This is a genomic window from Nostoc sp. (assembly GCF_036917275.1).
Taxonomy (GTDB): Bacteria; Cyanobacteriota; Cyanobacteriia; order Cyanobacteriales; family Nostocaceae; genus Nostoc.
In genome coordinates this window covers 99840-119325 of the sequence record NZ_JBALDF010000028.1, presented here as the reverse complement: position 1 = coordinate 119325, position 19486 = coordinate 99840, and the positions used below count along the sequence as shown (strand labels likewise).

Sequence of the window (19486 nt, the reverse complement as noted above, 5' to 3'; positions counted from 1 at the left end):
TATCCCCACTTCCCACACTTTTATCAACAAGCAAACAGCATAAACTGTAACTTTACAATACAGAGTTTAGCCCTGTAAGCTGCTAACTGATGGGCTGAGAGCTGATAGCTAATTATGAAACGGCGCACGTTTTTACACAGAATTGGCTCAATACTCGCGGTATTGGGGCTGACTGAAGCTGAGTGGTTGTCTTTGGGAAATCGCTATTATCAGGCTTTGGCAGAACCCAGCCCGCGCAAGTTGGCTTTGTTAATAGGTATTAACCAATACCCAAAAGTTGCAAACCTCAGTGGTTCTTTGACGGATGTAGAACTGCAAAAAGAACTTTTGATTCACCGCTTTGGTTTCCAAGGGTCAGATATTTTAACCTTAACTGAGGAAGAAGCTAGCAGGGAATTTATTGAGGCAGCTTTTTGGGATCACTTGGGCAAGCAAGCTAAACCTGGTGATGTGGTCGTATTTCACTTTAGCGGCTATGGCAGCCGTGTAAAATTGGAAACATCGCCAGATACAATACAAAATGCTTTGGTGGCAGCTAATGTAAGTAAAAACTCACAAGATGAGAAAATAGTCAACTATATATTAGAAGAAACTCTACTGCTATTATTGCGATCGCTCCCCACAGACCGAGTAACAGCAGTATTAGATACTAGCTTTTATGCTCCTAGCACAGTATTAGGATTAAAAATTCGCACCCTTGAGGAGTCAGTAGCACAGTTAGCAGCAGAGGAACTCGACTTTTTCAAAAAACTTAAAACTCAAAACTTACCCAGCACTCCGATTGTTCTAGCAGCTACCTCAAATCCAAAGCAGTCAGCGAGAGAAGGACTTTTTTCTGGTTTTAGTGCCGGGTTATTTACCTACGCCTTGACGCAGTATTTGTGGGAATTCACCCCAGCCACCACAATTCAAGTCGCCCTCTCCCATGTAGAAAATTCTCTATCCAAATTGGGTAGCAAACAGCAACCAGCGTTATTAAGTAATCAGAAAAATCAATATATAACGTCTCTATTGCCAGACAGTATCATTGGTGCCCAAGGCGTAGTGAGTGCCATTGAAGAAGACGGCAAAACCGTGCATCTGTGGTTAGCAGGATTACCGCCACAAGTGCTGCTATACTACGGAGTGAATTCTCGATTCACCCTGGAAACAACAGAGCAATTAGTATTGCGATCGCGGACTGGGTTAACTGCAAAAGCCCAAATTTATAAAATTGAAGGTGCAAATTCCCTCCAAGTCGGGCAACTCGTCCAAGAAGCAGTCCGGGTTTTACCCCGAAATATTAATTTAACAATAGCTTTGGATACTGGATTGGAAAGAATTGAGCGGGTAGACGCTACAAGTGCCTTTGCTGGATTTTCCCATGTATCCACCGTAGTAGCAGGAGAAAAACCCGCTGATTATCTATTTGCCAAGCAACAGGAAATTCCCAGTCATTATGGTCTATTTTCTCTTGGTGGCGAGCTAATTCCCAATACCACTGGGGAAGTAGGAGAAGCAGTAAAGTTAACAGTACAAAAGTTAGCGCCAAAATTATCAACTTTGCTTGCAGCCAAGTTATGGCGACTTACAGAAAATCAAGGTTCTTCCCGCTTGGCTGTGAAGGCAACCTTAGAAATAATTAGTGAGATATCGCCTCGCGTTGTCATGCAGCGCCGAACAGCACGAACTTTAAAAACTGATTCGATTAAAAAATCACTCCTCACTCCCGTCGTGCCTATCGGTAGTCAAATGCAATATCGAGTGGAAAACCAGAGCGATCGCTCAGTATATTTAATCTTGCTGGGATTAAACAATAATCATACAGCAATTACCTTCTACTCTTGGGACTCCCAAGAACCAAACACAGCAGATACCAAACCCCTCCTCAAACAAGTCGTCATCGCCCCAGGTGAAACCATTACCCTACCCCAAACTAATGCTGCTTCCGAATGGGTGATTTCAGGGCTAGCTTCTGAGTGCGAACAACAATTGATTTTTAGTACTGCCCCCTTTAGTGCAACTCTCGCCGCCTTGAACACTACTAAATATTCCACAGCCGAAGAACAACCGATTGGCTCATTGTTGAATCCATTAGACGTTGCACAAGCCTTGCTACAAGACTTACATAATGCCAGCGCCCTCAAAACGGAGATGAATGGCACAGCAGCCGACTCATATATTTTGGATGTAAATAATTGGGCAAGTTTTAGCTTTAGTTTTCAGGTTGTGTAAACATAAAATTCATTAACTTAGTTGTGTATATAACAATTCACTTAGAAAATTGCGACGATATGATCAGGCGATCGCTTCTGAATGATAGAGTCCAACCTTACATAGAATTGATATAAGTAATAAATTAGACTTTTCAAACAATCTCTAAGAAGCTGGGTATCTTAGTACTTTGAAAAATTTACATTTTGATCAACCATGTACAGATCAATACGCTTGAATTAGAGCCACATAAAATATATTGCGTAGGTTAGGGAGCTACTGCGCCCTTCTCCCAAGGGGAGACGCCAAGGGCGATGCAGTTTTCCAACAAGCCTTGCAAGTGGCGTTTGAGGAACAAAATCCAACCTAAACGGGCATTTGTTAGGTTTCACTTCGTTCAATCCGACTTACAATTATTCTTAACTAAACTGTATTGATGTAGAGATGCGAAATTGCACTTCATACCGCTATGTTTTTGTATATTTACATGGTTTATCTGCCATGATCAAATATCTATAACTTTTGATTATTAAATTTTTTAAATAATTCATTCGCTAGAGGGAGGTAAATAAGTAGTCAAATGTCTACTTTATTTATTAGAAGATGGCAAAAAATTTTTGAGGTAAAATATAGTGGTTCTTTACAAATTAGCAGATTTTGAGCCTAACTATCGGGATAGCTTTGAAGGTCAGGATATTAATGGGCTTGGGGTTTATACACAAGGAAGTGATGAAAAAATTGGTAGTGTTACCGATGTTTTAGTGGATGAGGAAGGTCATTTCCGCTATCTAGTGGTTGACTTAGGCTTCTGGATTTTTGGTAAGAAAGTGTTACTACCAATTGGTCGTGCCCGTATCGATTATAACGTTGATCGCGTCTACACAATTGGCTTGAATAGACAGCAAGCAGAAAGTTTACCTGAGTTCAATGAACGCCAAACCCTTGATTATGACTATGAAGAACGGGTGCGTGGGGTATATCGCCAACCCACAGACTACACCCTTCCTCTAGAGGCTTCAACATCTGTAGATGCTTTAGCACCATTGGATACACTGACACCGACACCGACACCGACACCGACACCGACACCGACGCCTACGCCCACTTACACCCGTGATGACTATACTTACGAACGTGAGCCTTCTTTGTTTGGGTTAAATGAGCAAGAGAATCAAACTCTGAAATTGTATGAAGAACGGCTGATTGCCAGTAAGCGACGCCAAAAAACTGGAGAAGTATCGATTGGTAAGCATGTTGAAACTGATACTGCACGGATTGCAATCCCGATAGAAAGAGAGCGAGTTGTGATTGAGCGTGTAACTCCAGCAGATGCAGGTACTGCCGTTTCTGGGCGCGAAGCAGATTTCCGTGAAGGCGAAGTTGCTCGGATTGAAATCCACGAAGAAACTCCTGATGTTCGCAAAGAAGCATTTTTGCGTGAAGAAGTCAGAGTTAGAAAAGTGGTAGATCAAGAGACAGTTGAAACTCAAGAAACCGTGCGTCGTGAAGAGTTAGATGTGAATTCTGGTAATCTTCCGATTGAAGAACGTTAACTAGATATAGTCATTAGTTACTAGCTAATGACTAATAATTAATTCGCCACAGTGCAGGTGGGGCTGTAAAATTAGCTTTACCTGTGCTTATAATATTTCAGAATCAGCACTACATTTAATTTAGCTAAGTAAAAAGTAGTTCATAAACTTTGCATATGAATAGCCAACCGATGACCAAAAACATTGGACAGGCAATCTCTAACTCTCGCACTAGCAGCTCACTAGCAGATTTGAAGAATAAGGTAAATAATTTTACTGTCATCGATAAGCAAGGTCAGCTAGTAGGAGTAGTTCGTGATTTAATTGTGGATGCTAATCGTCGGCTAAATTTAGTTATATCTAACCAGGTTAATCAACAAACTGGAGAATATAATCAGCAATTAGCCGATAAACGCCCTTCTTTATTTCGATTGCAGAGCCAGAGAATCAAAAAAATCGACAAGCCAACTAAATCTGTTTTCATAGACTTAAACAAATCAGAAATCGAGTATATGCCTGAATATTTAGAAACAGAAACACCAGGCGATAGCAACTCAACTGAGCAACTAGCCAATAATCGAATTACAAATAGCCCAGTTGAGGCAACAAATTCAGAAGAGGCTAGCGAAGAACAGATTATTCGTTTATTAGAAGAACGACTAGTTGTTGAAAGCAGCAAGCGAAAAATTGGTGAGGTAATTGTTCGCAAAATAATCGAAACCCGGATGGTGCAAGTTCCTGTGCGGCGTGAAAAGCTGATTGTGGAACAAATTAGCCCAGAACACAAACAACTCGCAGAAATTGATTTAGGACAACAGGAAATTGATGGTATTGACTTGACCCAAGTAGAAAGACTTGAAGTTACACATTTTGACGGCGCTTTAACGGTAAGCGGCGAGTTTACTTCGCCTAAAACTGCTAGTTTATTATTGAATGCGATCGCACTAGAGCGAAATCATGGATGCAAGCTGGTGCGAGTGACCATTGCTGTTGAAGATGAGTCACAGCAGAAAAAATACCAGGAGTGGTTTGACCGCTGTTCTAAAGATCAATCAATAAAGCCAGAAAAATAAGTTTCTAGAAGATCAATTAGTAGGGTGGGTATTGCTCACCCTATTTTTTTGCTAATTTACAGCAGAATTCAAGTATTTGAACCACATCTGTTGTAGGGGTGCAAGGCCTTGCGCCCCTACCGCGTGGTCTATTTACCTGAAAATAGCTGTAAGAAAAGAATGTTGAAATTTCCGTTCCCTTGCAGGTAAGTAGACTGTCTCCAAAGCAACTTAATTTACAATACTAAGCAGTTGCCGTTCTTTTGACCACTTGCAATGAAATTTCGACTGAAGAGACTTTCACGGAAGAAACGAGAGCGTCTGATTCCACTTATTCAGATTCAAGTTCAAGATGGCAAATTTGAGATTATGGGTATGAATGTATGGCATTCATACTGGCGCGACCCCTACCATCTGCTGCTAACGATTCCCTGGACTGGCTTTCTGCTACTGATTTGTACTTTTTATGTAACTATTAATGCTCTATTTGCCCTAGCTTACTTGATAGGAGGAGATTGTATTGCCAACGCCCGACCTGGCTCTTTTTTAGATGTGTTTTTCTTTAGTGTGCAAACTCTAGCATCCATCGGCTATGGGGCAATGTATCCTAAAACAACTTACGCCAACATTATTGTCACTATTGAAGCAATGATCGGTTTGGTGGGAATTGCTGTGATGACAGGACTAGCGTTTGCTCGGTTCTCTCGACCCACAGCCCGTGTGCTTTTTAGCCGTGTTGCTGTAATCACACCTCATGATGCCATGCCAACTCTGATATTTCGCACCGCTAATAAGCGTCGCAATACAATTTTGGAGGCGCAGATGCGAGTTTACTTAATGCGCGACGAAGTAACCCAAGAAGGGCAGTTCATGCGTCGATTCTACGATCTCAAACTGCTGAGAAACCAAACACCTAGCTTCACGTTAAGCTGGTCAGTAATGCATGTCATTGATGAGTTTAGTCCTCTATATGGGATGACATCAGAATCGTTAACCCAGACAAATACTACGCTGATCATTTCTTTGAGTGGCATTGATGAAACCGTTGCACAAGTGGTTAATGCCCGTCATAGCTATGGTGCTAATGAGATTTTGTGGAACAATCAATTTGTCGATATCTTCTACCACACACCCGATGGACATCGCTACATTGATTACAACCGCTTCCACGATGTTTTACCTTTAGAGTGAAGGAATTAAATTGATGAAAGTTACTCAGAAGTCTGATTGAGTGGTGGTTGTAAGGGTTTAACGACAACCCGACCATTTTCAATTACAGTGCAATTTTTAACCACGCTCTTGCTGTGGTTAACTGGTACATCCTGGCACTGGCTTTGGTGGGAGATATTTTGCTTCTGTTGTTGATTGAGGACGACAACACAACAAGCGCAGGAGGAGAAGGACATATAAAATATTTTGATCTCTATATCTATTATCGCCCTACTGGTGCTGTTTAGCTGAAAAATTTACTAACGATGTGTTTTGAATAACTCAGGATAATAAACAAACTAGCTGTGCGCCTCTAACAGCCCAAAATTTAATTCAGTGCCGGTTTAAAGCGTATGTGTGAAACTATAGTTAGTAAGTACTTGCTTTCTTGTGCTTGTAGCCTGTTTGATATATCTAAACTAAGTAAACAGGAAAGCGGTTATAGCTCCCGCCCCGCTTTCCTCCCTGGCCAAACAAGTTTGGCAGAGTTAGACAATGGGTTTTTCTAATGAAAAAATTTTTCAGATACCTGGGTTTCGGTTTGCTATCTACGTTTTTGACTGCTACTCCCGGATTGGGAGCTGAACGCATTAGCTTTTATTACCCTCCCTTCGGTGAATTCTACTTATCCGTGGACTCGCTGGAAACTTTTGCGAAAGTTGGCAAAATCGATCAAGATTTTTCATTTTATGCTAACCGTGCTACTCCCCAACAACTCGCTCAACTGCGGGATTTACTTCAGCAAAGGTTCAATGTCACTCCTACACTAGTATCTCAAGTTACTTACTCACCGATAGGCGAGGAGCTAGTTCAACAACTGGGAAAATTACTCCTCACTGAGTCTCGACAGAACGGCTTTTATGCCATCCGTGCCTCTTTGATTTTGTCTGCTGCCGATAAAGAGGGCTTAACAGTTGTGAATTTGCTGCGGAAATTTCCTAGCAATACTATCCGGGTGAATTTTTCAGAGGGGTTAAGGACAGTCGATGACTTGTCGCAATTGATCAAAAAAAAGGATGAAGTTTTTGCCTCTCTTCAAAAAGAAGCGATCGCCGAAGCAGCCAATTCAACAATTGACTTCTCAAAACAGCCAGATTTGCGATCGCCTGGAAAATACAGTTGGCAGAAAAAAAGCCTAGAGCTAAATGACATTTCTCGCAATCGCCGTCTACCGGTGGATATCTATCTGCCAAAAGCAGGTTCACCAAGCACTAAAGAAGTGCCCTCGCCTCCCTTTCCCCTGATTGTAATTTCTCATGGCCTGGCCTCAGACCGCTCTACTTTTGTTTATCTGGCTGAACATCTAGCATCCTATGGTTTTGCTGTTGCTGTACTGGAACACCCTGGTAGTAATGCCAAACGCTTTCAGCTATACTTCGCGGGTTTGGCAGGGCCGCCAGACGCAGCAGAATTTATCAACCGACCTTTAGATATCAAATATCTACTCAATGAACTCCAGCGTCTAGACAAATCTGATCCTACTCTCCAGGGAAAACTCAATTTTCAGCAAATTGGGGCGATCGGTCAGTCCTTTGGTGGTTATACTGTTTTGACTTTAGCAGGAGCAAATATTAACTTTGAGCAACTAAAGCTAGACTGTAATCCCAATAATTCATCCTTTAATTTGTCGCTCTTTTTGCAGTGTCAAGCAACTAAGTTACCACCAATAAATTACGAACTCAAAGACGATCGCATCAAGGTTGTCATGGCGATTAATCCCTTTGACAGTTCAATTTTGGGTGAGGGTGGAGTCAGTCAAATTAAAATTCCGGTAATGCTGGTGGCGGGTAGTCAAGATATTTTCGCCCCACCCGTATTTGAGCAAATTCGCCCCTTCACCTGGCTTTCTGACTCCAATAAGTATCTAGCTTTGATTGAAAACGCCACCCACTTTTCGGCGATCGGAGCTTCTAAAGATGATGTGTTACCTGTACCGTCTACCTTACTGGGTCCTGATCGCGTTGCCGTTTATTCCTATCTCGATGCCCTGAGTGTAGCTTTTATGGAAACCCATCTCCTCAATCGCCCTGAATACCGATCCTATTTACAGCCATCCTACGCCACATTTATCAGTAAAGAGCCTTTGAATCTCAGTATTTTACAGTCGTTGTCGGCAGATCAGTTAAATCAAATTTGGAATGGGCCAACTGCCCAGTCAGCCAAACCATCAAATCTTCAACCTACCCCTACCCGCCCTTAGTTAAGTAGTCGGACAGAATTAATTACACAATGTCCGAAGCGAATGTAGACAATCAAAATGAAGCAATTCGCTTGCGGATGCGATCGCCTGTCGCATTGCATTGGACTCAGCAGTGACTTGAGTTTATAGGGCTTTTAGTTGTGCATTGAGATGCGATCGTTGTAACTAATTCTGCCCGATATTGCGGTCTTCTCTTTAAATGAGCTTTTTTGCCAAAGTCCCATAATTTGGTGTTTTCGCCCTGGAGGGCGAAAGCGATGGCTTTTGCTTTTATTACGCCTATAGGAATCCAAGTTGAATTTTGAAAAAATCTAAGTATTTGTAGGGTGGTTAGACGGAACGTCGTAACGCACCCTACGTGTATTTCAAAAATAAAATATGAGTCCTCTAATATATATCTTGAATATGTAAATATCAAGGTTATATACAGCTAGGTCTAATCTAGCAACTATCACATTTTAGACAAAAGCAAATACAGCATTTTGGATCTAAATGAAGTACATCCTTACCCCCTTTACAAGGGGGGAAATTCCCAATCTAGTTCCCTCCCCAATCTATCGGGGAGGGTTAGGGAGGGGTATTTTTGTACTTCATTAACTTGCAATCTGCTGTATTTATAATTTTCGGAAACAACAACTTGCTTGATTCTTGTTAGCAAAAACCATAGTAATACTTTCATAGTCCTATAATATATGTCTTGAATATGTAAATACCAGGGTTATATACAGCTAATTTTTATATAGTAGTTATCCCATTTTAGACAAAAGCAAATATTTATAATTTTCAGAACAACAACTTGCTTGATTCTTGTTAGCAAGAACCATAGTAATACTTTCATAGTTCTATAATATATGTCTTAAATATGTAAGTATCAAGGTTATACACAGCTAAATTTAATATAATAATTATTCGATTTGAGACAAGAGCAAATATTTATAATTTTCTAAAACAACAACTTGCTTGATTTTTTTTACAAGAAGCCTAATAATACTTTCATTGATACAAAACAAGTAACAAATAGACAAAAAGTCTATTTGTTACTTTAAATTTGACGTGACTTTAATCCCAACAATCAAGCGAGAACTAAAATTATGCAAAGCACATTATTTACTGCATTAAGCACCAACGAAGAAGCTAATTTGTCTGGTGGCAAGCGCGGCAACATCAATGGTGGCAAGGGCGGCAACGGCAGAGGCGGCAACGGCAGGGGCGGCAACGGCGGCAATTCTTTTGCTTTAGACGTTGTTATCGTAGTCGCCGGCGGCAATATTAATAATAGCTCTATTAATGGAGGAACTACAACTAGTACTGGTGGAGGTGGTGGAAATGGTACAGGTGGAAATGGTACAGGTGGAAATGGTGGAGGTGCTAACAGATAGAAAATTCATCGCCATAGGTAAACCGATGAAGTTTAGTAGAAGGGAAATAATAAACGTCAAGAGACGATTAACTGCACCTTTAAAGAAATAAAGTTTTTCCTCATTCCCATGAAGAGCATGGGAATGCATTCATTGAGTTTGTGACTCAATTATGACTCAACATTTAAATGGAGGCAGAGCTTCTAATCAGCCATTACTATGTTCTTCATGGGAACGAAATAACAATGGAAAATCGAGCTTTTTTTGAATTGTGTGTACACCGTAGCTTTGAATTGGAGAGGGACGGTTTTGTGTAGTAAAATCTCTAAGAAGTTTCAATATTTACGCTAATTAGATGGTTATTACATGAGTCGTCGAACTCAGGTTAAACAAGCGTAGGCAAAGTTTTACCGCAGGTTATTCCGCGTGCGCGGCCTAGAGAAAAATTCTTGGGCAATGCGTTCTTGGACGATCGCCATATTAGCATCGCTAAGATTCAGCCCCGCTTTAGCCCGTTCTAGTCTAGCAACAGCAGCTTGAAAGCTTGTTCTTTATCCTTAATTTGGAGAATAGCGATCGCCTCCGTATTTCCTAGCTGCTGATATCAGTTCATTTCCTTCTTAGCTAATTCAGCAGCGGCTTCTGCTTCTTGCACTTCTATCTAAGTTGTAATTCTCCTGTCTCGCTAGTCTCTTTGGTTGCGACTTAAGTCTGCTTTTGCGGATGCGATCGCCTGTCGTATTGCATTGGACTCAGCAGTGACTTGAATTTCTAGGGCTTTTAGTTGTGCATCGATTTGCGCTCGTTGTAACTGATTCTACCGATATTTCCGAGTATTTAGCTTTTTTACTTTGCAGTTGGGAGTTGTCGATCAGTGCGATCGCATCTCCCTTTTTCACAACCTGATTTTCTTTCACCTTAATACTTATGACTGTTTCCTCTGCTGCTGCTTGCACTAATGGGACTTAGACAAAAAACACCCAAAAAAGAGCATCAAATCTATATACAGAACGATTTTGACATCGTTTTACTTAGTTTATTGATATATCTAGGTTTGGGCTATTTTTGAGCATTTAGTGTATTTCCCTTACCCTGTAAGGGTTTTAGGCTTGTTTTTCCCTCAAAAATGTTTAAGTCCCGCTAGGCAAAGAAAGTCTGGTTAGGGGTCAATGACCATGAGCGCTAAAAAACATTTTGGTTGTGCAAATAATCTCGCCAAAAAAATCTACCTAGCCTTAGCGTGACGACCAAGATTTAGGGATATCCAAAAAACAAAAGTTCTCTTCTGTTTCAATGATATTTTTGGCAAAACTCCCATAACTTTGGCGCTTTCGCTTTTATAACTGATAAGTGCCTTGCCTGTAAGTAGGTGGGTGGGGAAATTTATAAGTATGTCATTGCGAGTGAAACAGAATGCAACAAAGCAATCACAAGGACTTTAATAGGTTTACATTCTGTTATATAGTTAGGTTAATTCGTGCCTACCTATTTAAGTGTTTACTATGTAAATATCAAGGTTATATACAGCTAAGTCTAAATAACAATTAGCGCATTTTAGAACCAACACAAAATATTTATAATTTTTATCTAAAGTTTTATTCTTTCTTTATTTATTTATTTACAAAAAATTTATGTATTCAATAAAGCTTTTTTCCAATTTATCAATAATTCAGCAAAATTAAACGTTTTAATATTAAAAGAAATTATATATACTACAATCATGTATGTATGCAATAATACAACTAACTTATTTTGCGTAAAAATACTTATTCAAAAATGCCAAATCTCAGTTTTGAGTTTTATAAATTTTCTTTAAGTAAAGTTGGTATAAAAACGTTATTTGATTGCTTGATTATATCTTTAAATTCTGGGAATGTTTAGTGATTTTATCAGTACTAATACGTACTTAGCTTAAACTATACATTTTTCGAGAACATTAAGCTTTTAAATCGCTATCTTTATATGAATATACATTTACGTCTGCGATTTTTTGATAAATAAAAACTTCTTTTTAATCAGATTTGTATAAATAGTAACTATGTAATATTTGTCTTAACCAATGTAATACACATTTCTTAAATATTTAACTGCTTGACCTATTTCGTAAGAGGGGTAATAATACTTCTAACGGCGCGAAAAAGTTACTAAATATACACTTTACGTTTATATCTATTACTTTTGAGTGACGTGACTTTAATCCCAACTATCAAGCGAGAACTAAAATCATGGAAAGCACATTATTTACTGCATTAACCTCGAACGAAGAAGCCAATCTGTCTGGTGGTGTTGCTAACGCCAATGGCGGCAATAGTGGTGCTGCCACTGGCGGTAACGCCACTGGTGGCGCTGGCGGCGCCTCTACTGCTAATGGTGGTGTTGTTCTTGGAAATTCTAATGTTCTAGCTGCTAGCCCTATTAGTGGAGGAACTACAACTAGTACTGGTGGACGTGGTGGAGATGCACGTGGTGGAAATGCACGTAGTGGACGTGCTGGAAATGGTGGAGTAGCTGCCAGCGTCGGAGCATAGAAAATTCGTCGCCATAGGCAAACCTATGAGGTTTAGTAGAAGGGTAACAATAAACGTCAAAACATGATTAACCGTACCTTTAGAAGCAGCGTCGCCTTTTAAATAATTTACTCTGTTACCGCAGGTTAAGTTACTTTTGCACGCGCCTCTAATTGCTAATAGACATACCAGCTATTGGCTATTTCTTTATCGGACTAGTTTTACATATTTTTTTGTTACCCATCTACTTTTCTTAAATAAACTTAACATTGAGGTTGCCCACTAGTAACTGTCAATAAGCTTCAGCAGCGCTTTTCCCAAAACATACTGTTCATCTTTGAGTAGTCAAGTAGGAAAATAAGCGCTGCTACTTCAGTAAGAGACCATATTTATGATAATCTAATAACTTGTGGATAACGAAACTATTTTTATATAACTTACTCCAAATGAATAAATGAGCTTGTCTATTAGTTTGGAGTAAGTTAGGTAAACATACCAAAATTCCCGATATTTTCTCTGTTGAGCTATAGAATATAACTATTTTGGTATGCCCTTGCTCTCGTTATCTTAAGTGAAAACAGCTTTGTCAAAAGTTCAAAACTGATAACTAGCAACTTAAGTTAACTATGGAAAGCACTCAAACATCCTTAATGTTTATCTCATTAACTGAAACCGAAGAAGCAAACTTGTCTGGTGGTCAGAGTACGGTTACAACGAACGGAGCACCTGGACAAAGCGTAGTCGGACAAAGTGTAGTCGGAAAAAACGGAGTATCTGTACAAAACGGAGCAGCACTAAACGGAGTATCTGGACGAAACGCAGTATATAGAGGAAATGTACAGAGGCCCGAACGAATTACAACTATAAAAGCACGTTTAGAAAGGCTATTGTCCCGACTAGAAAGTATACGGGAACGATAGTACAACTAAACTGTTGGTTAAAATTTTAACCATGCAGGGATAAGAGGTTGTTTGAAAAGTGGTTAACTGTGATTTTAATTGCGTTGTTACCCCCCTTAGTCCCCCCTTATAAAGGGGGGAAACAAGAAAAATCCGGTTCCCTCCCCTTTATAAGGGGAGGGTTAGGGAGGGGTAAAAAGTATTTTATACATCATTATGGACTTTTCAAACATCCTCTAAGACCCTGCTATTTTTTTGGGTTTTGTCACATCTTTTTAGATACTGGAGTGTGAAATGAAATACCAAGTTGTTATACAACATAGTGAAGAAGATTGTGGAGGTGCTTGTCTTGCTTCCATTCCCAAACATTATCGGCGTAACTTTACACTAAATCATATCCAGGAAGCGGTAGGCACTGGCCCAATACAGTTCAGTTAAGACTAAAAACTAAAGCTGGCGTAGGTTGGGTTGAGGAACGAAACCTAACATTATCAAAATTTTGTTGGGTTTCGCTGTTGCTCAACCCAACCTATTATTCTCTTAACCCAAGCTATTGGACACTAAGCAGCTAGGAACAACATTGTTAGGACTGAGACAGGGAGCCGAAGCACTTGGTTTTAATGCAGGCTCTTTGATAGCATTTAATGAAATATTAGACCGGATAAACTAAGCGCCATTACCAGCAATCTTATTTGATTTGTGAAAATTGAAAGCTTTAGATCACTGACTTCTTAGATAAGTCGGGGATCTTGTTTTCCATAAATAGACCTCCTGCAAAAGTCTCTAATACCCCACCCCCAACCCCTCCCCTTGCTAAGGGGAGGGGAGACAAAGCGTAGCTTTGGCGGGGTGGGGTTCTTATTTTTGATTTATGCAAGAGGTCTAATGATTTAAGTTTGCTATACATCAATACGCTTGGGTTAAGGCTAAAATTAAATATTTACGTAGGTTCGGTTGAAGAAGGAAATCCAGCATTTCTGAGGCTTTGTTGGGTTGCGCTTCCCTACGGGACGCTACGCGAACGCTTAACCCAACCTAGAATTTTCTTAACTTGTTGTTCATGAATGATTTAAGTTTGCTATATACCAAGCAAGTCTCAAGCATTTCTTTGATAAACTCAAAGCTAAAGCTATACAAATCACTATTTGTCCTAAAGTTTTGGCAGATAAATATGCCGTTGTAATTTGCATTAAAGACAATAATTTAACTCTCTTCTATTCTTTTAAAAAATAATAATCAGGAACCTTGATTTTACATAAGCCAGTAAATATACTGATATAAATCTCCAAACTAGCCCAAAAACATAAGTGTTGCAACCAGAAACAAAAAGGCTATATGTCTTTTTTGCTTCTAAATTATGAGTTAGGTATAACAATTTCACCAAATCGGAGCTAATTGTCAGGAAATTGAGATATTTGTACTGAGGTATTTATAAAAACTTATTTAATAAAATCTTTTGCATATATATACTTGTCGTTAAGAAGTATTAAGAAATTCTGATTAAAGAATATTGCAATACCTTGATTTAATTGCTAACGTGTGTATGACAACAATGCTGATGAGCGCTCGGATCTAGGAGAAGTAAAATCTATGAGCTACATGCATTCAGCCAAGTATGTTAGGCTTTGACGGGTTAAAAACGAGAAATTTCTGCCTCGTATAGACAATTATGAGGGATTGCAGATTAACCAAGAAATATATCGTTGCTAAAGGCTTCGTTTGAATTTGATTTCAATTGCGATTGATTATTTGTCTTACTTTGTGCCGACAAGCGAGTAGCTGTTGATTGTGTGTATCGGCAATAACGAAGAGTTTGGTAAGACTTAAATTTTGGAGGATAAAACCAATGGATATTCAAGGTAAGGTAGCTCTAATTACAGGGGCTTCGCGTGGTATTGGACGAGCGATCGCTCTGGAACTAGCGCAACAAGGCATTAAGCGGCTGATATTGGTAGCACGCGATCGCCAAAAGTTAGTTGAGATAGCCAACGAAATTGAGGCGATGGGCACAGAAACTGCGATCGTGGCATTAGATTTGACGCAGACAATTGAAGTGAATATCGCTGTTGCCCAACTGTGGCGCAATTACGGACAGATTCACCTGCTGGTTAATTGTGCAGGAGTCGCATACCAAAGCTCGTTTTTGCAATCTAAAATGCCCCAAGTTCAAGAAGAAATTTCTGTGAACTTGTTAGGAATGTACAACCTCACTAGTCTGATTGCTCGACGCATGGCCAGCCAAAGGCAAGGAACAATCGTCAATGTATCGAGTCTGATGGGGAAAGTAGCAGCACCAACTATGGCGACTTACTCAGCTACCAAGTTTGCAATCTTGGGATTTACCCAAGCTTTGCGCCAGGAATTAGCTGAACACAATATCCGAGTGATTGCATTACTGCCTTCCCTGACAGACACAGACATGGTGCGCGACTTAAAATTATTTCGCTGGGTGATCCCCATGACTACCCAGCAAGTGGCTAAAGCACTGATCACCGGAATGCAAAGGGATGCACCAGAAATTTTAGTCGGATGGCAAAGTCATTTAGCTGTATTGTGTCAACGCCTTACTCCTTGGTTACTAGAGCTAATTTTACGAATAGCAACTCCGCCAGCCCCAAGCAGACAACAGCCTTATGAAAAACTGAGTTTTTTGGTTAAGATCCAGCGTTTTGGCGATTTGTTATTGTCCAGAAAAACTCAATGTCAGGTCAAGTCGCTATAACTAATTATCCCAGCGTTAACACCTTGGATGGTATATCTACCACCAACCGCTGATTTTTGAGCGACTGACGATTAAGTAACACTTTTGATATTCCTGTCCATGTGGGACAGGAATATCAAAATCTTCTCCACCAACTCGTATTTTTCCTAAATAAACCGCGTCCACCTTGAAAACTGTAGTTCTTTCCGTATGAAAAGAAAAAACCCTCATCCCCCAGCCCCTTCTCCCAATATTGGGAGAAGGGGAGCCGGAAAAAAGTCCCTCTCCCTACTGGGAGAGAGATTTAGGATGAGGGCAAAAATTACGGTTTTCAACATAGATGAGGTTTAGACATCAAATTCAGATCATTTCTATTTAGAGAATAATTTATTTTCTGGAAGTCCCTCAAGTCGTTTGGTCTTACCCTTGTGCAACAAAGTAATACTCACAGTGCCAAGAAACGCTAATAAGCTAAAAGTAGAACTAGATTCAGGAACAGACTTAGGATTCTGAATTTTGAGAACTTGTCCAAGTCCAGGGCTATCGCCTCGGTTTGTCACGTAAATATCACCATCAGCACCAATAGTCAAACCAGTAGGAGACTCTAATCCATTGCCACTAAGAATAGTTGTGCGAGTTCCATCGGTCGCTATTTTAATCACAGAACCATCTACATTACCTTTCCAGAGTGACTGATTAGCGTACTGCAAAGCATACAAATTACCCTCAGGATCAAAAGTTAAGTCAGTAAGTTGGGTAAAGCCATCGCTATAAACTGTTGGTTGACCATCAGAACCAACTCGGTAGATTTTTGCTTTACCTTCGGGAAAAGGAAAACCAGTTAATTGGCTAATATAATAAGCGCCATCTGGGCCTTTGGCGATATTTGTCGGTACTGCTTGGATTTCAAATGGTGATGACGATGCACCAGAGGGAAAAATTGGATTAGTTAATGTCTGCCGAGGAATTGTGGCGATCGCCTTTAAATTACTCCCATCAGTCCCTACACTGAGTAACTCATTAGCACCAGTATCAACTGTAATAATATTATTTCCATCCAAAAGAAGAGAGAAGGGATTGCTAATTAGATCACCTTTGTCAGGATTATTTGCAAGTTCATAATTAGCTAAATCAGCAACACTAGTCCAGGAATTTGTATTGAAATTAGCAGTGATGATTTTTCCTAAGTCAGTGTTACCTAATGTGGCGCGAAATGTGGGATTAGAAGCATACCCAATTGCAATATAAGGCTTGCCACTGGCATCAAATTTTATATCATGAGGCCCAGCAGTATCAGTACCATCTGGTAATGCTAAAGAAGGAAGTCCTGTAAGTACACGTTCTTGCGTACCATTTCCAATTTTTGTCACTGCACCAGTTGTGCCATAACATAAAGATTGGCCTTGGGCACTCGGTGAAGGAACACAAGCTCCACTTCCGCCCGTTCCTGCCTCTGTGACGTAAAGACTCCCGTCAGGGCCAAAAGTTAGACCCCGTGGACTATTAAGACCATCGGCAATTACCGAAAACGATGCCGCCTCTGCTGCTTTGATTCCCGAAAAAGCAGCAATACAAACACTCAAAAATGTAATCCCAAATTGCTTTAATTTCATTAGACCTGTCCTAAAATTAAATTTGCGTAAAGATAGAATATAAAATTTTATCTTTATAAATACTAATATTTACCCTATATAGTTTTTGCGGATTATACAGCATAATAAATCATGTTGCCGCTCAAAATTTAAAAATCCTATTTTTTCTCTCTAAACTATCATCAACTATGGCAAACCCTTATTGCTACGTTCAATTAAGACATATAGTCAACCTTTAAAACCCTTGTATAGACTGAGTTATAAAATTATTGACAAGTCTATTTGTTGTACAATTGGCTAATTAGAGAAGTTTGATAATTTTTTAATTGGTTAAAACTTATACCAATTCTCTAAAAGAGGGCAACAGATTCAAACCCAGAAACCCAGATTAAATCTGAATTTCTTAATTTTGAGTTGTATCATACCATTTACAAAAATCTTTGCAACACATGAATCGGTTGTAGGGAGGTACAGATAATTATCTACTTAATCAACTCCAGCGTCTGGAAAAATCTGATCCCACTCTCCAGGGAAAACTCAATTTCAGCAAGTTGAGGCGATTGACTTACTCAGCTACCAAGTTTGCCATCTTAGGATTTACTCAAGCTTTGCGCCAAGAGCTATAGCAGTCCTATCTGATTTCGTTCAAATTCGCGGTGTCCAGATCCCCGACTTTGTAAAAGTTGTCGGGGATCTAACTTTTCACGAATGATTTAGGATTGCTATAGCTGAACGCAATATCTGAGGATTGCATTACTGTTTTCCCTGACAGACACAGACATGGTGCGCGACTTAAAATTATTTCGCTGGGTGATCCCCATGACTCCCCAGCAAGTGGCTAAAGTACTCATCACTGCAATACAAAATAGATTCAGTAGAAATTTTAGTCGGATGGCATCATTTAGCCGGATAGTGTCAATGCCTTGCTCCTTGGTTGCTAGAGCTAATTTTACGAATAGCAACTCCGCCAACACCAAGAAAACAACAGCCGAGTCAAAAACTAGTTTTTTGACAAGAATCCATCGTTTCGGTGATTTGTTCTTGTCAAGAACATGATTTTTTGCGTGTCTGCGCGTAATTTATAAATTTTTTGAGGCTTCTGCGGTCAATTGCCTTTATCTTAATGCACTTTGAATCGTTGGTGCGTTACACTGCGCGACAACGCATCAAGGATTTAAATTTCTTAATATTAGCACTGACTTACTTACACTGAACGGTATTGTGTTAGAAACTTGTGCCAATGGGGAACTCTATTATTAGAGATCAATTGTTTGATTTATTTTTTTGTTTGTAATACTCACAAGAGGTAGTTGTTAATGATTAGTATAATTACACCAGTTTATAATGGGGAGAGATTTATAGAATCTTGTCTTCAAGTTGTTATTGACCAAAACTGTTTAGAAGTGGAGCATATCATTGTAGATGGAGGTTCAAGTGACAAAACAGTAGACATTATTAAGGATAAAGCCAATCAATATCCCCACATTCGCTGGATTAGTGAAAAGGATCAAGGACAATCTGATGCTATGAATAAAGGAATTGCTATGGCACAAGGACAGATTATTGGTGTTTTAAATGTTGATGATTTTTATGAAACAAATATTCTTAATCGCATCTGTGAAATTTTCAAAACTTTACCTGAACCTAGCTTTATTGTTGGCAACTGTAATATTTTAAATCAGAAAGGTAAATTAATTTCTATTAATAAACCTAACCGATTACGGACAATTGATTTACTGTTAGAAAGGCGAATTAATGATGATGGAATTATCGATGCTTCTTTTCCAGTAAATCCCTCTGCTTACTTCTATCATAAATCATTGCATCAGCAAATCGGACTCTATAAATTAGAAGAGCATTATGCAATGGATGTAGATTTCCTCTTGAAAGCGGTTTGTTCATCTCATGTTAAGTATTTCAATGAGATTTGGGGTAACTATAGATATTATCCAGGAACCAAAACATTTGATGATTCTACAAAAGGAACCAGCACAGCGCGAATTCAACACTTATTTAATGATTATATTAAAAGACTATCTTTGATGGAGCAATGGCAAATTTGGTTAGCTCGGAAAATGAATTTTATTTTATTAAAAATATTTTATTTTTATAAATATCCAGAACGATTACCTGAATCGATTAGGCAGAGATTAACTAAATATAGTCGAACCTGATAAAAAGGATTGCAATAAAATTCAAGACTAGAATTTGTGACTACTTTGGCTAACAAGAGATCGGGAGCA

12 protein-coding genes and 2 pseudogenes are annotated in these 19486 nt (G+C 39.4%); 11 read left to right on the top strand and 3 right to left on the bottom strand.

The window, feature by feature from the left end:
* The first annotated feature begins 114 nt into the window (after positions 1 to 114).
* From V7K35_RS09735 to V7K35_RS09720, 4 genes are all read left to right on the top strand, one after another.
* On the top strand, positions 115 to 2214 hold the full coding sequence (locus V7K35_RS09735; RefSeq protein WP_335078402.1) for a caspase family protein: 2100 nt from the start codon (positions 115 to 117) through the stop codon (positions 2212 to 2214).
* Positions 2215 to 2825: 611 nt separating this feature from the next.
* On the top strand, positions 2826 to 3746 hold the full coding sequence (locus V7K35_RS09730) for a DUF2382 domain-containing protein (protein WP_335078399.1): 921 nt from the start codon (positions 2826 to 2828) through the stop codon (positions 3744 to 3746).
* A 170-nt stretch (positions 3747 to 3916) separates the two neighbouring features.
* The gene (locus V7K35_RS09725; protein WP_335078397.1) at positions 3917 to 4798 is read left to right on the top strand and encodes a DUF2382 domain-containing protein; all 882 of its coding nucleotides are present in this window, start codon (positions 3917 to 3919) and stop codon (positions 4796 to 4798) included.
* Between the two features lie 255 nt (positions 4799 to 5053).
* A complete protein-coding gene (locus V7K35_RS09720) occupies positions 5054 to 5968 on the top strand; it encodes an ion channel (RefSeq protein WP_335078395.1) in 915 nt (304 codons plus the stop codon).
* A 20-nt stretch (positions 5969 to 5988) separates the two neighbouring features.
* Here the strand turns inward: V7K35_RS09720 and V7K35_RS09715 are convergent, their stop codons facing one another.
* Positions 5989 to 6183 (bottom strand): hypothetical protein, encoded by a 195-nt coding sequence (locus V7K35_RS09715; RefSeq protein ID WP_335078393.1) that lies wholly within the window; start codon positions 6181 to 6183, stop codon positions 5989 to 5991.
* Positions 6184 to 6494: 311 nt separating this feature from the next.
* Between V7K35_RS09715 and V7K35_RS09710 the strand changes: the two genes are divergently transcribed.
* The 5 genes and pseudogenes from V7K35_RS09710 (at position 6495) to V7K35_RS09690 (ending at position 15672) form a co-directional block, all read left to right on the top strand.
* On the top strand, positions 6495 to 8186 hold the full coding sequence (locus tag V7K35_RS09710) for an alpha/beta hydrolase (protein ID WP_335078391.1): 1692 nt from the start codon (positions 6495 to 6497) through the stop codon (positions 8184 to 8186).
* Positions 8187 to 9277: 1091 nt separating this feature from the next.
* A complete protein-coding gene (locus tag V7K35_RS09705; RefSeq protein ID WP_335078389.1) occupies positions 9278 to 9565 on the top strand; it encodes a hypothetical protein in 288 nt (95 codons plus the stop codon).
* A 2204-nt stretch (positions 9566 to 11769) separates the two neighbouring features.
* Positions 11770 to 12072 carry a hypothetical protein gene (locus V7K35_RS09700; protein WP_335078386.1) on the top strand — a complete coding sequence of 101 codons (303 nt, stop codon included), beginning with the start codon at positions 11770 to 11772 and terminating at the stop codon, positions 12070 to 12072.
* Between the two features lie 1172 nt (positions 12073 to 13244).
* Positions 13245 to 13370: pseudogene (locus V7K35_RS09695) on the top strand (cysteine peptidase family C39 domain-containing protein); the annotation flags it as partial.
* 1426 nt (positions 13371 to 14796) lie between these two features.
* Entirely contained in the window at positions 14797 to 15672 is an 876-nt protein-coding gene (locus tag V7K35_RS09690; protein WP_335078384.1) for an SDR family NAD(P)-dependent oxidoreductase, read from the top strand.
* Positions 15673 to 15708: 36 nt separating this feature from the next.
* Here the strand turns inward: V7K35_RS09690 and V7K35_RS09685 are convergent, their stop codons facing one another.
* Both V7K35_RS09685 and V7K35_RS09680 read right to left on the bottom strand, forming a co-directional pair.
* Entirely contained in the window at positions 15709 to 15882 is a 174-nt protein-coding gene (locus tag V7K35_RS09685; protein ID WP_335078382.1) for a hypothetical protein, read from the bottom strand.
* Positions 15883 to 16022: 140 nt separating this feature from the next.
* On the bottom strand, positions 16023 to 17264 hold the full coding sequence (locus V7K35_RS09680; protein ID WP_335078380.1) for a ScyD/ScyE family protein: 1242 nt from the start codon (positions 17262 to 17264) through the stop codon (positions 16023 to 16025).
* A 726-nt stretch (positions 17265 to 17990) separates the two neighbouring features.
* On the opposite strand from V7K35_RS09680, the pseudogene V7K35_RS09675 reads away from it, so the two are divergent.
* Both V7K35_RS09675 and V7K35_RS09670 read left to right on the top strand, forming a co-directional pair.
* Positions 17991 to 18299, top strand: a pseudogene (locus tag V7K35_RS09675) (SDR family NAD(P)-dependent oxidoreductase); the annotation flags it as partial.
* 260 nt (positions 18300 to 18559) lie between these two features.
* Positions 18560 to 19417 (top strand): glycosyltransferase family 2 protein, encoded by an 858-nt coding sequence (locus V7K35_RS09670; RefSeq protein ID WP_335078378.1) that lies wholly within the window; start codon positions 18560 to 18562, stop codon positions 19415 to 19417.
* Positions 19418 to 19486 lie beyond the last annotated feature (69 nt).

What these genes read in the sequence shown, in the direction of transcription:
- V7K35_RS09685 (WP_335078382.1), bottom strand. Translation starts at nt 15,882, where the DNA reads ATGAGGGTTTTTTCTTTTCATACGGAAAGAACTACAGTTTTCAAGGTG.
- V7K35_RS09700 (WP_335078386.1), top strand. Translation starts at nt 11,770, where the DNA reads ATGGAAAGCACATTATTTACTGCATTAACCTCGAACGAAGAAGCCAAT.
- V7K35_RS09670 (WP_335078378.1), top strand. Translation starts at nt 18,560, where the DNA reads ATGATTAGTATAATTACACCAGTTTATAATGGGGAGAGATTTATAGAA.
- V7K35_RS09690 (WP_335078384.1), top strand. Translation starts at nt 14,797, where the DNA reads ATGGATATTCAAGGTAAGGTAGCTCTAATTACAGGGGCTTCGCGTGGT.
- V7K35_RS09735 (WP_335078402.1), top strand. Translation starts at nt 115, where the DNA reads ATGAAACGGCGCACGTTTTTACACAGAATTGGCTCAATACTCGCGGTA.
- V7K35_RS09710 (WP_335078391.1), top strand. Translation starts at nt 6,495, where the DNA reads ATGAAAAAATTTTTCAGATACCTGGGTTTCGGTTTGCTATCTACGTTT.
- V7K35_RS09720 (WP_335078395.1), top strand. Translation starts at nt 5,054, where the DNA reads ATGAAATTTCGACTGAAGAGACTTTCACGGAAGAAACGAGAGCGTCTG.
- V7K35_RS09715 (WP_335078393.1), bottom strand. Translation starts at nt 6,183, where the DNA reads ATGTCCTTCTCCTCCTGCGCTTGTTGTGTTGTCGTCCTCAATCAACAA.
- V7K35_RS09680 (WP_335078380.1), bottom strand. Translation starts at nt 17,264, where the DNA reads ATGAAATTAAAGCAATTTGGGATTACATTTTTGAGTGTTTGTATTGCT.
- V7K35_RS09725 (WP_335078397.1), top strand. Translation starts at nt 3,917, where the DNA reads ATGACCAAAAACATTGGACAGGCAATCTCTAACTCTCGCACTAGCAGC.
- V7K35_RS09705 (WP_335078389.1), top strand. Translation starts at nt 9,278, where the DNA reads ATGCAAAGCACATTATTTACTGCATTAAGCACCAACGAAGAAGCTAAT.